A 14,632-nucleotide genomic window follows, 5' to 3' on the forward strand; every position below is an offset into this window, starting at 1 on the left:
GTGGACTTCGGCTCATGCTGCCGGTGAGCGAAAAGCGGGTTAGTGATGTCCACAACTACGGTGTCAGGCTGGCCGTCTGAACGTTCCGCCTATGACCTGCCCACGCGGCGTGGACGCGCGGACGGGCAGGGTTGGGGGATGACGGAAAACCTGCTGGAGATATGGAACCACCAGCCCTGGGTCCGCCTGGGCGTGACGGTAGTCGTGGCCTTGCTGGTTGCGATCGTCGTCCACCGGCTGGTGCGTGCGTTGCTGTGGCGCTTCAGCGAGGGCCATCCGATGGCGCGCGAAATGCTCAGGCAGGCGCGTTCGCCGATGGGTTGGCTGGTTCCTTTGCTGGTGCTCGTGGTGGCGTTGCATACGCGACCGGAAGCGGATCAGTTGCGCGTGGCCGGAACCGCCGAACAGATCCTGGTGATCGCCCTGATCGCGGTGGCCACCTGGCTGGGCGTGCGCTGCATCAACGCGGTCGAGTTCTTCTTCTGCCGGCGCTTTCCGGTCAACACCGAGAACAACCTGCGCGCGCGGCGGGTGCTTACCCAGGCGCGCGTACTGGGACGCACGGGCTCGGTGTTGCTGATCCTCATCGGCCTGGCCGCCTGCCTGATGATGATCCCCGGCGTGCGCCAGATCGGCGCCAGCCTGCTGGCCTCGGCGGGCTTGGCGGGGCTGGCCGTAGGCCTGGCCGCCAAGCCCGTGCTGAGCAACCTGATCGCCGGCCTGCAGATCGCCATCACCCAGCCGATCCGGCTGGACGACGTGGTGATCATCGAAGGCGAGTGGGGCCGCATCGAGGAGATCACCGGCACCTACGTGGTGGTGCGCATCTGGGACGAGCGGCGGCTGGTGGTGCCGCTGAACTGGTTTATCGAAAACCCTTTCCAGAACTGGACGCGCACCAGTTCGCAGCTGATCGGCACCGTTTACCTGTGGCTGGACTACCGCGTGCCGCTGGAACCGCTGCGCGAGGAGGTCAGGCGCTTGTGCAAGGAAGCGACGCAGTGGGATGGGCGCGTCTGCGTGCTGCAGGTGACCGACACTACCGATCGCACGCTGCAGCTACGCATCCTCGCCAGTTCGGCCGACTCGGGCAGCAATTTCGATCTGCGCTGCCATGTGCGCGAGGGGATGATCGCGTTCGTCCAGCAGCACTATCCGGACAGCCTGCCGCGGATGCGCGCGGAGGTAGGAGAACCGCCGGGAGTGGTCGACCGGCCACGAGAACATCCGTAGGTGGGCTAGAGCCCACCGCCGCCCCGTGGAAAGCCCGGTGGGCCTACGAGCACCCTTCGATGCTCAGTTCAACGCCCATGCCAGCCGTGCATGCACCCGGCCGTCGCGGAGTTCGAAGCACAGCTCCATGCCGAGCGCTTCGGCCGCGGCGTGCGCGAGTGCCAGCCCCAGGCCCGCATGCCCGGCGTGTGGCGGCTGCTTGCGCCAGAAGCGTTGGCCGAAGCGCGCGAGGTCGGCCGGTTCCAGTTCGGGTGCGGCGTTGCTTATGCGCAGGCTCTCGGCATCCAGGTCGATCCGCACCGTATCGCCGGCCGGCGCATAGGCGCCGGCGTTGCCGAGCAGGTTTCCCAGCACGACCTCCAGCAACGCCGGATCGGTGTACAGGCTGGCCGGCGGCCTGCCTGACACGGACAGCGCAACGCCCCGTCCAGCCACATGCGCGCGCTGGCGCTGGAACTGACGCTCGAGCCAGGGCGCCAGTTCCAGCGGCTGGCGTTGCGGGTGCTCCAGGCCCGACTGCAGGCGGGTGAGCAACAACAGCGCGGCGACGGTCGCTTCCAGCTCCGCGCCGATCTTGCCGATCTCGCCAAGAATCTGCCCCAGCTCTCGCCCGCTCGGATAGCGCGCCTCCACCTCGGCCAGCGCGCGCAGTTCGGCCAGCCGCGTGCGCGTTTCGTGGGCCAGGCCGCTGGCGAACTGGCGCTCGCGGGCGAGGCCCTCGTCCATCCGCACCAGCACGTCGTTGAAGCGCGTCACCAGCGGGTCGAGCTCGCGCATGCCGCTGGCGGGCAATCGTTGTCCGGGGGCATGCGGGCCGATGTCGCGCATGCGCTCGACCAGCGCGCGCACCGGCTTGAGGCCCCGCCGCACGATCAGCGGCACGGCCGCCAGCGCGACCAGCAGCGCCAGCGCGGGACCCAGGGCGAGAATCCAGTCCAGCGTGGTCAGCAGGCGATCGAACGCGCGGCGGTCCTGCACGAAAAGCAACGCACAGCGGTGCGTGGGTGGTCGGGTGGAGGAGGGCTCCTGGAAGGCGAACATCACCGCACCCAGCCGTCCGGACCCGTGGTGAAGGTTGACGAAGCGCGGCGTGGCACCGGCGGCCGCAGGCCAGTCGCGAGGCATCGCCGGTGGCGGTGGCGTGCTGTGTTGGGAAGGCATGCCCTCGCAGCGCAACTCGTACCATTCGCCGTCGCTGCCCCCGAGCAGTCCCGCGGGCCCCTGCGGTTCGCCGGCCTCCTGCTCGATCTCCACCACCGTGGTAAGCGCCTGCGCCTGGGTCAGGAGATTCTCGCGGTAGCGGGTTTCCATCGCGTGGTCGATGCGCCAGTCCATCAGCAGCGCACCGCCGCCGAGCAGGGCCAGGCTGGTACCCACCAGCAGCAGGGTGATGCGTGCCGCGAGCGAGGGCGGTTTCACGGGATCAGGTAACCAGCGCCGCGGCGGGTTTCGATCAGGCCGGCCAGCCCGGCGGCATCGAGCTTGCGGCGCAGGCCGAACACCAGCACTTCGACACTGCGATCGGAGACGTCGGTATCGCTGCCGGCGGTGCGTTCGAGGATTTCCTGGCGCGTGAAGGCGCGCCCGCGGTGGCGCAGCAGCAAGCCCAGCACGGCGAATTCGCGCGGCGTGAGCGGCAGGGGCTGGCCATCCACGCTGGCGCGCTGGGCCAGCGGGTCCCACGCCAGCGCGCCCAGCGTCAGGACCACCGGTTGTGCCTGCAGCGGCCGGCGTGCCAGCGCGTGCAGGCGGGCGACCAGTTCGTCGAAGGCGAAGGGCTTGACCAGGTAATCGTCGGCACCGGCATTGAGCGCCTCGATGCGATCCCCCACCTGGTCACGCGCGGACAGTACAAGCACGCGCGGGCGCCGTCCGCCGGCGGGCAGGGTGCGCAGCACACCCAGGCCGTCCAGCCTCGGCAGCATCAGGTCCAGCACGACCAGGTCGTAGTCGTAGCCGGCCAGGAAGCCCTTGGCCTCGATACCGTCTGCCGCCGCGTCGACCGTGAAGCCGGCGCCCCGCAGGCCGTGCTGCAGGGTGCCGCGCAGGCGTTCGGAATCTTCCACCAGCAGGAGTTTCATGTGGGCGGAGTCTACCCAGTGGGCGGCCGTTGCGCCCGCCGGAAGGATGGCGGGGTTGGAGGCTGTCCCTCCGTCCCATGGGCAGGCGCATCGACAGTTTCATCGCCCACCCGCTATAAAGACACAGATCAACGGGGGTGGGTGTGAGCGAAGAGATCCTGATCAACGTGACGCCCCGTGAAACCCGGGTGGGCGTCGTCGAGAACGGCATGCTGCAGGAGGTGCACGTCGAGCGCGCCTCCCGGCGCGGCTATGTGGGCAACGTGTACAAGGGTCGCGTGCAGCGGGTGATGCCCGGCATGCAGGCGGTGTTCGTGGAAATCGGGCTGGAGCGCGCGGCGTTCCTGCACGCCTCGGATATCGTGCGCCCGCCGCTACCCGAGGGTGCCGAGGTGCATGGCAATGGCCACACGCCCTCGATCAGCGAGCTGGTGCACGAGGGCCAGGAGATCGTGGTGCAGGTGGTCAAGGACCCGATCGGCACCAAGGGTGCGCGCTTGTCCAGCCACTTGTCGATTCCTTCGCGCTACCTCGTGCTGCTGCCACATGCACGCACCCTGGGCATCTCAGCGCGTATCGAGGACGAGACCGAGCGTGCGCGCCTGAAGGACGTGCTCGGCGGGCTCATCGGCGAAAATCCGCTCGGTTACATCGTGCGGACCAACGCCGAAGGGCAGTCGGCCGAGTCGCTGGCCTTCGACGTGACCTACCTCAGCAAGGTCTGGCGCGTGGTGCAGGAGAACATCGCCAAGGCCAAGGTCGGCGAGCGCGTCTACGAGGAACTCTCGTTGCCGTTGCGCAGCCTGCGCGACATGCTCACCGACGACATCGAGAAGGTCCGCGTCGACTCGCGCGAGACGCACGAGAAAGTGGTCAAGTTCGTGCATAAGTTCATGCCCAGCCTGGACGACCGCATCGAACACTATGCCGGGGAGCGGCCGATCTTCGACCTCTATGGCGTGGAGGACGAGATCCAGCGCGCGATGAAAAAGGAAGTGCCGCTCAAATCCGGCGGCTACCTCATCGTCGACCAGACCGAGGCGATGACCACGATCGACGTCAACACCGGTGGCTACCTCGGCACGCGCAACCTGGAGGAGACGGTCTACCGCACCAACCTGGAGGCCGCCCAGGCGGCCGCGCGCCAACTGCGCCTTCGCAACCTCGGGGGCATCATCATCATCGACTTCATCGACATGAACGATGAGGAGCACAAGCGCCAGGTGATCCGCATGCTGGAGAAGGGCCTGGCGCGCGATCACGCCAAGACCACGGTCTATCCGATGTCGGCGCTGGGCCTGGTCGAGATGACCCGCAAGCGCACCACCGAAAGCCTGGAGCGCCAGCTGTGCGAACCGTGCCCGGCCTGCGGCGGGCGCGGCACCATCAAGACCGCCGAGACGGTCACCTACGAGATCTTCCGCGAGATCACCCGCGCAGTGCGCCAGTTCAACGCCGAGAAGCTGCTGGTGATGGCCAGCCCCAAGGTCGTCTCGCGCATCCTCGAAGAGGAATCGGCGGCGGTGGCCGAACTGGAGGAGTTCATCTCCAAGAGCATACGCTTCCAGCCGGAAGAGCATTACTCGCAGGAACAGTTCGATGTGGTCTTGCTGTAAGCGAAGGATTGCGCGCAACGCCCGCCGGGACGGAACGAGGTGAACGCGCGCTGGCGACAGCGCCTGCACCTGGCACTGCGCGCCCTCGGCTGGGGCGCCGGCATCGCGGTGATCACGCTGGCCGTGCTGGTCGCGCTGGCGCAATTGCTGCTGCCGCTGCTGGCGCGCCATCCGCAATGGGTCGCCGCCCAGCTCTCCGAGCGCCTGCATCGACCAGTGAGCTTCGCTTCGATGGAGGGCCATTGGCGCGGTTCCGGACCGCTGTTCGTGATGCGCGACGTCACCGTCGGCCCCGGCCCCGGCGGCGGCAGCCCGCTGCATCTGCCCGAGTCGGAACTCAAGATCGACTTCGGCAGCTGGCTGTTGCCTTCGCGGCACATGCTCGATCTGCGCGCGCGCGGATTGGAGCTGGACCTGAGCCACGACGCGCAGGGCCGTTGGCACGTCAACGGCATCGGCGGACCCGATGGCGGGGCGCGGCAGGACTTTTCGATGGGCCCCGTTTCGCTGGGCATCTGGCTGCGCGACCTGCGCTTGATCGTCACCGACGAGGCCAGCGGGCGTCGTTACGCCGTGCTTGCCGACCAGTTGCGGCTGAGCCGGCAAGGCAGCCGGGTTCGCTTTGGCGTGGTGCTGCAGCGCGAGGGTGCGAGCGGCCAGTGGCGTGGTGCCGGCAGCTTTCGCGAGGACGGCAGCGAGGGCCGGCTGTGGCTGGCCGGCGACCGGCTCGACCTGCGCACGCTGCTCGGCGACGTGGCGATGGACGGCTATGTGGCCAAAGCCGGTACCGGCCGCCTGGCCGCCTGGCTGGACTGGAAGGATCGCAAGGTCGTGCGCGCCACCTTGCGCCTGGACCTTGCCGGCCTTGCCGTCGAGGGGCCCGCGGGAACCGCGCGGGTGCCCGTCCTGCGCGGGATGGCTGGCATCAGCCAGAGCGCGGACGGTTACGAGGTTCGCTATGCCGCCGACAACGGCGGGGCACTCGCGCTGGCGCTGCACGAGCCGGAGAGCACGCCGAGCGTGAGCCTGGCGGCGCGTGATCTCGACCTCGCGCCGCTGCTGCCATGGCTGGCGCTCAAGCCCGGCCTGGCGACGTCGCTGGGGGCCTGGCTCGGTAGCGGACATCCGCATGGCTTGCTGAGGCGGGCCGCGCTGCAATGGTCGCGTGCAGGCGGCGTGCGGGATCTGCAGGTGTCGTTCTCGAATGCCGGCATCGACGCGATCGGCAAGTTGCCCGGCATCAGCCGCCTCGACGGCACGCTGCGCGGGGATGCGCAGGGCTTTGCGCTGGAACTCCCGGCGCAGGCCACCGTGGTGGACGCAACCCCAGGCTTCCGCAAGCCGTTCGCCCTGACGCGGCTGGCCACCACCGTAGCGGCCTGGCATGCCGACGGGGCGTGGCAGGTCGGCATCGACCCGCTGGCGTTCCAGGGCGAGGGCTTCGCCGGCAGCGCGCGCGGCACGATGGCGCTGCCCGACGATGGGCGCCGGCCCTTCCTCGATCTCTATGCGCACATCGACCAAGCACAGGTAGTGGCCGCCAAGTTGTTCTGGCCGGTCGGTTCCATGTCGCCGACCGCCATCGAATACCTGGACCGCGCACTGGTCGCGGGTACGGTGGACGCGGGCGACCTCATCGTGCGCGGCAGCCTGGCCGACTGGCCGTTCCGCCATAACGAAGGCCGCTTCGAGGCGCATGCGCGCATCAGCGGCCTCACCTTCGACTACGGCGAGGGCTGGCCGCTGGCCACGGGACTATCCGTGGACGCGAGCTTCGTCGGCAACGGCATGTTGGCCGAGGCCCAGGGTGGCGAGTCGCTCGGCATCAAGATCGATCGCGCGGTGGCGCTGATCCCCGAGTTCTCCGACACCACGGTCGATCTCAACGCACAGGGAAATGGCAGCGGCGCGGACCTGATCAAGTTCCTTCGGCAAAGCCCGATCGCGCGCGACCAGGCCGACACGCTGGCCAAGTTGCGCCTGGGCGGCAGCGGTGCGTTCGGCTTCCACCTGTCACTGCCGGTGAAGGACACCCGGGCGCTGCGACTGGATGGCAGCGCCCGGCTCACCGGCATGGACGTGGACGCGCCCGAGTGGAAGCTCAAACTGGACAAGCTGAATGGGCCGGTGAGCTTCGACGCCCACGGCGTGCACGCCGGTCCGCTCGCCGGCGGTTTCCGCGGCCAGCCCTCGTCGCTGGACCTGGCGATCGCCGATGCGACCGGCCAGCCGGACACGGTGCTCTCGGCGCGGCTCCAGGGGCGCTATGCCATCGCCGAACTGCTGCAGGGCTATCCGCAACTTGAATGGCTGGGCAAGGCCGCCCAAGGGCGCAGCGACTACACGATCGGCTTCGACATCGCCCACGGCAGTGGCGGTGAGTCGGTGCAGACGCTCAGCGCCGACAGCACGCTCGCCGGCACCACGCTGAAGCTTCCGGTGCCTCTGTCCAAGCCGGCCGATGCCGTGCTGCCGTTGCACCTGACCGTGGGCTTGCCGGTGGATAACGCCCGGCTGGACGTGGCGCTGGGCGACGTGATGCGCGCGCGCTTCCGCCTCCCCGCGGGCGACACCCAGCCGCTGGCCGCGGCGATCGCTTTCGGTACCGCCATGCCCGAGAGCCTGCCGGACCGGGGCCTGCGCATCCGTGGCCACGCCACGGCGCTCGACGTGTCCGGCTGGGTGCAGCATGCGGTGGCCGGCAGCAGCAGCGATGGCCCCGGTCTGGAGAGCATCGACGCCCAGGCCGACCGCGCGCTGGTGTTCGAGCACGATTTCCCGCAGATGCATATCAAGGCCATGCCCGGGACCGACGGGCTGGCGATCGACGTGGACAGTCCGGCGCTGGCCGGCCATGTGGACGTGCCCGCGGCCGACCTGCGCAAGCGCGGCATCACCGCACGCCTGCAACGCCTGTACTGGCCGCAGGCGGCGCCACCGCCCGCGGGCAAGCCCGCGAGCCCGGCCCGGGGCGCAGCGCAGCCAACACCTGCTGCCACGTCGCAACCCCCGGCCGAACCGTTGGCCGATCCGTCCGCCACGGGCATCGAGCCGGGGTCGCTGCCGCCGTTCCACCTATGGATTGGAGACCTGCGACTGGGCGCGGCCCGGCTTGGCGAGGCGCGGCTGGAGACCTGGCCAACCGCGCAGGGCATGCACATCGACCAGTTGCGCGCGCTGTCCAAGAGCGTACAGCTCAATGCCGGCGGCGACTGGAACGGCACTGCGCAGGCCAGCCACACGCAGATGCGCATCGACTTCGCGGCGCAGAACCTGGGCAGCATGCTGACCGCCTTCGGGTACGAAGGGCTGTTCAACGGCGGCAAGACGCATGCGGTGCTGGATGCGAGCTGGCCCGGAGCGCCCACGTCCTTCGCGCTGGCGAACATGACCGGCACGCTGGGCATCGACGTCAGCCACGGCCGCATTCCCGAGCTCGCTCCAGGCGTGGGACGGCTGTTCGGGCTGGTTTCAGTGGCCGAGTTGCCGCGACGCCTCACGCTCGATTTCGGCGACGTGTTCGGCAAGGGGCTGGCGTTCGATTCGATCAAGGGCGACTTCCGCTTCGCCGACGGCAACGCCACCACAGACAACCTGCAAATCCGCGGGCCCGCCGCGGACATCGACATTCGTGGCCGCACCGGCTTGCGCACGCGCGACTACGACCAGCAGGTCTACGTGCTGCCACACGTGGGCAACAGCTTGCCGGTGGTCGGCGCGGTGGTCGCCGGACCGGTTGGGGCCGCCGCCGGTTTCGCCGTGCAGGGGCTGCTCGGCAAGGGGCTGAACAAGGCCGCCAGCGCGCGCTACCACGTCACCGGGAGCTGGGAAAAGCCGGTGTTCACGCTGGTGGAGAAACACGAGGCGCAACCGGCGCCCGCCACTTCGGTGCCGGCACCGGCGGCAAGCGCGGGACGCTGAAACCAGTCGTTGCAAGGTCGGCCCCCTCCGCCCCGCCTGCCGTCACCTTCCACGCGTTCGCGGGGGAAGGTTCGGCAGCACGACGCGATGCGCCGAATCACGGAGGGTGCTCCAAAGGCGGGCAGGGTCGACTTTGCGGCGCGACTCGGCCTACTTCCGCCGAAACGGAAACAGCTGCTGCCGCACGAATCCGTCCGGCATGTAATCGCCCACCACGCCGTACTTCTCCGGAAACACTTTGGGCGACTTCACCGCCGTGCCGAAGAGGTGGTCGAGGAAGGCGTAATGCGCCGCATAGTTCCGGTCGATCGCCTCCTCGTCCGAAGCGTGGTGCCAGTGGTGGAAGTCGGGCGTCACCAGCAGGTACTTCAGCGGGCCCCACGGCAGGTGCACGTTGGCGTGGTTGAACACCGCCTGGAACCCGACGATGAGGATGTAGCCGTTCATCACCGCCTCGGAGAAGCCCAGGATGTACAGCGGTGCCAGCACGCACACGCGCGTGACGATCAATTCCAGCATGTGCTGGCGCGAGCCGGCCAGCCAGTCCATCGTCTTGACGCTGTGGTGCACGGCATGGAAGCGCCACAGGAATGGCACTTCGTGGTACGCGCGGTGCGTCCAGTACTGCGCGAGGTCCGCCACCAGCACGCACATCAGCAGTTGTGGCAGGAACGGGACATCCCGCACGGCCTGCTGGAAACCACTGCTGACCAGCCAGCCGAACAGATGGTGCAGCAGGAAGTTCACGCTCAGCAGCGCCAGCCCGACGATGAAATGGTTGACCGCAAAATGCTTCAGATCCGTCTGCCACTCGGCGCGGAACAGCGTCTGCCCCCTGTACAACGGAAACAGCTTCTCGATCACGACGAACACCAACGTGGAACCGAGCAGGTCCAGGATGAACCAGTCCAGCCCGATGTAGGGCGTGTGGTCGGGGAAGTTGCCCACTGGCACCCGCGAGCCGCCCAGCGCGGTGGCAGCGAGCACCAGGGCAAAGGCGACCAGGTTCAGGTTGCGCTGGCGCCCGAGCACCAGGTTGCCCAGCGACATGCCGCCGGCGACCAGCAGCGCCACCAGCAGCAGCTGGCGCAGCACGTCGATCGAGTACTGATGGCGCAGGTCCGGCGTGGTCAGGTACTGCGGGAAGTGGAAGGCCAGCACTGCCAGCAGGCTCAGGAAACCCAGCGACAAGGCCACCACGCTGCTGAGCTTGCCCACGCCCGGGCGCAGCGCGCCGTGACGTTGCAGGAGATCGTGGGTCTCGCCGATGGGCGCCTTCACGGCGCTGTCCAGCAGCCCGCGGGTGCGCCTGTGCCTGGTATCCCTGCTCATGATGTGGCCTCTCCATGGGTGACGTCGGCGCATGGTAGCGGCAGCCGCGCGCGACGTGCTTTAAAGGGCCCGGTACGACCCCATGTGGGATAGTCATCCCTTTCGCCCAAGGTTGCCGGCTCCATGGATTCACTCATTGCCCACGTAGAGAACAAGCTGCTGGCCCCCGGCGGCCTGGTTACCACCGACCTCGAGCGCGTGTTTGCGCAGCTGATGGGGCCGGACATCGACGCGGCGGACCTGTACTTCCAGCATTCGCGCAGCGAGTCGTGGTTGCTTGAGGAAGGCATCGTCAAGGACGGCAGCCATTCGATCGAACAAGGCGTAGGCGTACGCGCCATCAGTGGCGAGAAGACCGGTTTCGCATATTCCGACGAGATCGTGCTGCCGCAGTTGCTGGAGGCTTCCAAGGCCGCGCGCGCGATCGCCCAGGGCGGGCAGGGCGCCGGCAAGCCGCTGGCGCTCAACGGCGCGCGGTCGCTCTATCCGGCGCTGGACCCGGTCGAGAGCCTGCCCAATGCCGACAAGATCGCGCTGCTGCGCGAGGTGGACGCCTGGGCGCGCTCGCGCGATCCGCGCGTCAAGCAGGTGATCGTGAGTCTGGCCGCGACCATGGACACCGTGCTGGTGGCCGGCGCCGACGGTACCCTGGCGGCGGACGTGCGCCCGCTGGTGCGATTGAACGTGCAGGTGATCGCCGAAGCCAACGGCCGTCGCGAGCAGGGCAGCGGCGGCGGCGGGGGACGCTACGGCTATCGCGAGCTGATCGAGAACGGCCGCGCGCTGGCCTTCGCCGAAGAGGCGGTGCGCCAGGCGCTGGTCAACCTCGATTCGGTCGATGCCCCGGCCGGGCAGATGACCGTCGTGCTCGGCCCCGGCTGGCCCGGCGTGCTGCTGCACGAGGCGATCGGCCACGGCCTGGAGGGCGACTTCAACCGCAAGGGCAGCTCGGCGTTCGCCGGCCGCCTCGGCCAGCGCGTGGCCGCGCCCGGCGTCACCGTGGTCGACGACGGCACGCTGCCCAACCGTCGCGGCTCGCTCAGCGTGGACGACGAGGGCACGCCGACCGAATGCACGACGCTGATCGAGGACGGCATCCTGGTGGGCTACATGCAGGACAAGTTGAACGCGCGCCTGATGGGCATGAAGCCGACCGGCAACGGCCGACGCGAATCGTTCGCGCAGTTGCCGATGCCGCGCATGACCAACACCTACATGCGCGCCGGTTCGCACGATCCGGCCGAGATCATCGCCTCGGTGAAGCGCGGCCTTTACGCGGTCAACTTCGGCGGCGGGCAGGTCGATATCACCAGCGGCAAGTTCGTGTTCTCCGCCAGCGAGGCCTACCTGATCGAGGACGGCAAGATCACTGCCCCGGTCAAGGGCGCCACCCTGATCGGCGCCGGCCCGGAAGTGCTTACCCGCGTGTCCATGATCGGCAACGACCTCAAGCTCGACGAGGGCATCGGCGTGTGCGGGAAGGACGGCCAGAGCGTGCCGGTGGGTGTGGGCCAGCCGACGTTGAAAATCGACGGCATGACCGTGGGCGGCACCGCCGCCTGACGTACGATTACCCCTTCTCCAGAGAGAGGATTGGGTGAGGCCAGGCTTGCCGGAAGCAGAGCGGGGCCAAATCCAGCGCATAAAAAAACACCGGCGCGAGGCCGGTGTTTTTTTACTTCATTGCAGCCGTCGGATCAGATCGCCAGATCCTTTTCCTTCTTGCCGGCCTTCAGCGCATCGTTGAACCAGCGCGGGCGCTTGCCGCGGCCGGACCAGGTCTGTTCCGCATTGGCCGGGTTGCGATACTTCGGCGCCACCGTGCCGGTGCTGCGGCGGGCCTTGCGGGTGCCGCCGAAGATGTCTTCCATGTTGTAGCCCTCGGCCTTGACCATGGCATGGATCTTCTCGCGCAGCTTGGCGACCTTCTCCTTGCGCAGCTCGTTCTGGCGCACCTGCGCCTTGCTGATCAGTTCATTGAGCTGGTTGTGATTGAGGTTCTTGATGTCGACTGCCATGCGTGGGCTCCCGGATAAGTCTTCGATTATGTGTTTTCTGCCTCTCGTCATGAGAGCGGTGCTTCCTGTCGGAGGCATTCTCGCCCAATGACGGGGACGATTGCAAAACGGCCGATTATCCCGCGGGACGGAATAATGCGATCCACCGCATAAAAACCGCCCCGGTTCATTGCCAAACCCGGCGGCACGGTAATTCACCGTGCCGCCGGATCGCCACTTACTTTTACGCCAGCAATGTGAACAATTCGTCCTCGGTAATGGCGCGGTTTTCCGATTCCGAGCGTCGACGGTATTCGAGCGTACCGGCAGCCAGGCCCCGCTCGCTTACCACGACGCGGTGCGGAATGCCGATCAATTCCAAGTCGGCAAACATCTGGCCGGGGCGTAATCCACGGTCGTCCAGGACCGTTTCGATACCGCGTTCCTCGAGCTTGCGGTAGAGGGTTTCGGCAGCCGCGCGCACGTCGGGCAGGTTCTTCGGGTTGATGATGCAGACCGCTACCCGCCAGGGCGCCATGGTTTCCGGCCAGATAATGCCGGCCTCGTCGTGCGATTGCTCGATCGCGGCGGCCACGATGCGGCTCACGCCGATACCGTAACAACCCATCATCATCACCTGCGCCTTGCCCTGGTCGTCCAGTACCGTGGCACCCAGTGCCTGGGCGTATTTCTGGCCCAACTGGAAAATGTGGCCGACCTCGATGCCACGGGCCAGGCGCAGCGTGCCCTGACCGTCGGGGGAAGGATCGCCCTCGACCACCTGGCGGATGTCCTCTACGCGGGTAATACGCGCGTCGCGTTCCCAGTTGGCGCCGGTGTAATGGGTGCCGTCGGCATTGCCACCGCAGACGAAATCGGCCAGCACCGCGGCACTGCGGTCGACGATTACCGGGATCGTATCGGGCAGGCCGACCGGGCCGATGAAGCCGGGGCGCGTGCCGGTCGCGGCGAGAATCTCTTCTTCCGTGGCGAGCACCGGCTCATCCGGCAATTCGGCCAGTTTGCCGGCCTTGATCTCGTTGATCTCGTGGTCGCCGCGGAGGCAGAGCGCCACCAAGCCCTCGCGACCGCGGACCAGCAAGGTCTTGACGCACCGCTGGGGCGGGACGCCCAGGAAGGCGCTGACCTCGGCGATCGTCTTTTGCGTGGGCGTGTCTACGCGCTCGAGCGCTGCCTGCGCGGCAGGGCGCCCGACGGCGGGAGCCAGGGCTTCGGCCTTTTCGATATTGGCGGCGTAATCGGAGCCGTCGGAGAACGCGATCGCATCCTCACCGGAATCGGCGAGCACCTGGAATTCATGGCTGGCGTTGCCGCCGATCGCGCCGGTGTCCGCCTGTACGGCGCGGAACGAAAGGCCGAGCCGCTCGAAAACGCGCGAATAGGCCTGGTACATCACCTCGTAGGTGTCGCCCAGCGATTCGGGCGAGAGATGGAAGGAATAGGCATCCTTCATCAGGAATTCGCGCGCGCGCATCACGCCGAAGCGCGGGCGGATCTCGTCGCGGAACTTGGTCTGGATCTGATAGAAATTGACCGGCAGCTGTTTGTAGCTCTTCAGTTCGTTGCGGGCGAAGTCGGTAATGACTTCCTCGTGCGTGGGGCCGAAACAGAACTCCTGGTCCTTGCGATCCCGGATCTTCAACAGCTGGCCGCCGAACTTTTCCCAGCGGCCGGTCTCTTCCCACAACTCTTTGGGCTGTACCGCGGGCATCAGCAATTCGATCGCGCCGGCGCGGTTCATTTCCTCGCGAACCACGTTCTCGACCTTGCGCAGCACGCGCAGGCCCAGCGGCGTCCAGGTGTAGAGCCCGGAGGCGAGTTTGCGGATCATGCCGGCGCGCAGCATCAGCCGATGGCTGGCGACTTCGGCGTCGGCGGGTACTTCCTTGACGGTGGCCAGGTGGAATTGGCTGAGGCGCATGGCGGGTAATCCAGGGGCAAAGAGGCCGATTATACGTGGGCCATCCCCGGCTTACGCGTCAAAGACGCCGGTGCAGAGTCCTACTGGCTGCAGAACTGCTGGTACTGCTGTTCGGCCAGCGCGACCTGCTGGCTGCGCTGGGTCTCGTCCAGCGGCACCGACTTGCCATCCTGCTCGAGCACCACGCCTTCCTTGCCCTTGAGCAGGTCCAGGTTGGTCTTCAGCGAGGTGCACAGCTTGGCGCGATTTTCGGGCGTATTGGCCATCCCGCCGGTCCCTGCGGACGCAGCCTTGGCGGCAGTTGCAGGTGCGGTGGCGGCCGACGGCGCAGGCGCCGCGGGCTGTTCCATGCCATTGGTGTCGATGCGGTTGTACCGGGTACCCTGCGGCGGCGGGGTCTCGGAGTAGTGCACGGTGCCGTGGGAATCGGTCCACTTGTACACCTGCGCGGCGATCGCGGGCGCGAGCAGTAGCAACACGAGGGCGAAGGGCAGGCGGCGCATGGGATTC

10 protein-coding genes are annotated in these 14,632 nt (G+C 67.7%); 4 read left to right on the forward strand and 6 right to left on the reverse strand.

Annotated elements, in window-relative coordinates; genetic code table 11:
- The first annotated feature begins 138 nt into the window (after positions 1–138).
- Entirely contained in the window at positions 139–1,233 is a 1,095-nt protein-coding gene (locus LQ772_RS04090) for a mechanosensitive ion channel family protein (protein ID WP_231324193.1), read from the forward strand.
- Positions 1,234–1,296: 63 nt separating this feature from the next.
- On the opposite strand, the gene LQ772_RS04095 is transcribed toward LQ772_RS04090, so the two are convergent.
- Both LQ772_RS04095 and LQ772_RS04100 read right to left on the reverse strand, forming a co-directional pair.
- Positions 1,297–2,652: a sensor histidine kinase gene (locus LQ772_RS04095; RefSeq protein ID WP_231324195.1), complete on the reverse strand. Its 1,356-nt coding sequence runs from the start codon at positions 2,650–2,652 to the stop codon at positions 1,297–1,299.
- Entirely contained in the window at positions 2,649–3,314 is a 666-nt protein-coding gene (locus LQ772_RS04100; protein WP_231324197.1) for a response regulator transcription factor, read from the reverse strand. The genes LQ772_RS04095 and LQ772_RS04100 overlap by 4 nt, the downstream gene beginning before the upstream one ends.
- A gap of 143 nt (positions 3,315–3,457) precedes the next feature.
- Between LQ772_RS04100 and rng the strand changes: the two genes are divergently transcribed.
- Positions 3,458–4,930 carry a ribonuclease G gene (gene rng, locus LQ772_RS04105; protein ID WP_231324199.1) on the forward strand — a complete coding sequence of 491 codons (1,473 nt, stop codon included), beginning with the start codon at positions 3,458–3,460 and terminating at the stop codon, positions 4,928–4,930.
- A 39-nt stretch (positions 4,931–4,969) separates the two neighbouring features.
- Positions 4,970–8,851: a YhdP family protein gene (locus LQ772_RS04110; RefSeq protein WP_231324201.1), complete on the forward strand. Its 3,882-nt coding sequence runs from the start codon at positions 4,970–4,972 to the stop codon at positions 8,849–8,851.
- A 150-nt stretch (positions 8,852–9,001) separates the two neighbouring features.
- Here LQ772_RS04110 and LQ772_RS04115 read toward each other — a convergent pair whose 3' ends face one another.
- Positions 9,002–10,183 carry a sterol desaturase family protein gene (locus LQ772_RS04115; protein ID WP_231324203.1) on the reverse strand — a complete coding sequence of 394 codons (1,182 nt, stop codon included), beginning with the start codon at positions 10,181–10,183 and terminating at the stop codon, positions 9,002–9,004.
- Between the two features lie 123 nt (positions 10,184–10,306).
- Between LQ772_RS04115 and tldD the strand changes: the two genes are divergently transcribed.
- Positions 10,307–11,746 carry a metalloprotease TldD gene (gene tldD, locus LQ772_RS04120; protein WP_231324205.1) on the forward strand — a complete coding sequence of 480 codons (1,440 nt, stop codon included), beginning with the start codon at positions 10,307–10,309 and terminating at the stop codon, positions 11,744–11,746.
- 134 nt (positions 11,747–11,880) lie between these two features.
- Here tldD and LQ772_RS04125 read toward each other — a convergent pair whose 3' ends face one another.
- From LQ772_RS04125 to LQ772_RS04135, 3 genes are all read right to left on the reverse strand, one after another.
- On the reverse strand, positions 11,881–12,201 hold the full coding sequence (locus tag LQ772_RS04125; RefSeq protein WP_231324207.1) for an H-NS histone family protein: 321 nt from the start codon (positions 12,199–12,201) through the stop codon (positions 11,881–11,883).
- Between the two features lie 223 nt (positions 12,202–12,424).
- On the reverse strand, positions 12,425–14,122 hold the full coding sequence (locus LQ772_RS04130) for a proline--tRNA ligase (RefSeq protein ID WP_231324209.1): 1,698 nt from the start codon (positions 14,120–14,122) through the stop codon (positions 12,425–12,427).
- 80 nt (positions 14,123–14,202) lie between these two features.
- Complete coding sequence (locus tag LQ772_RS04135; RefSeq protein WP_231324211.1) at positions 14,203–14,625, reverse strand: DUF4124 domain-containing protein; 423 nt, start codon at positions 14,623–14,625, stop codon at positions 14,203–14,205.
- Positions 14,626–14,632: the final 7 nt, after the last annotated feature.

The sequence above is a fragment of the Frateuria edaphi genome, from assembly GCF_021117405.1.
In the GTDB taxonomy this organism is placed as follows: Bacteria; Pseudomonadota; Gammaproteobacteria; order Xanthomonadales; family Rhodanobacteraceae; genus Frateuria_A; species Frateuria_A edaphi.

Excerpts from the sequence above, each read along its gene's own strand:
- LQ772_RS04090 (WP_231324193.1), top strand. The coding sequence starts at position 139 with ATGACGGAAAACCTGCTGGAGATATGGAACCACCAGCCCTGGGTCCGC.
- LQ772_RS04100 (WP_231324197.1), bottom strand. The coding sequence starts at position 3,314 with ATGAAACTCCTGCTGGTGGAAGATTCCGAACGCCTGCGCGGCACCCTG.
- LQ772_RS04115 (WP_231324203.1), bottom strand. The coding sequence starts at position 10,183 with ATGAGCAGGGATACCAGGCACAGGCGCACCCGCGGGCTGCTGGACAGC.
- tldD (WP_231324205.1), top strand. The coding sequence starts at position 10,307 with ATGGATTCACTCATTGCCCACGTAGAGAACAAGCTGCTGGCCCCCGGC.
- LQ772_RS04125 (WP_231324207.1), bottom strand. The coding sequence starts at position 12,201 with ATGGCAGTCGACATCAAGAACCTCAATCACAACCAGCTCAATGAACTG.
- LQ772_RS04130 (WP_231324209.1), bottom strand. The coding sequence starts at position 14,122 with ATGCGCCTCAGCCAATTCCACCTGGCCACCGTCAAGGAAGTACCCGCC.
- LQ772_RS04135 (WP_231324211.1), bottom strand. The coding sequence starts at position 14,625 with ATGCGCCGCCTGCCCTTCGCCCTCGTGTTGCTACTGCTCGCGCCCGCG.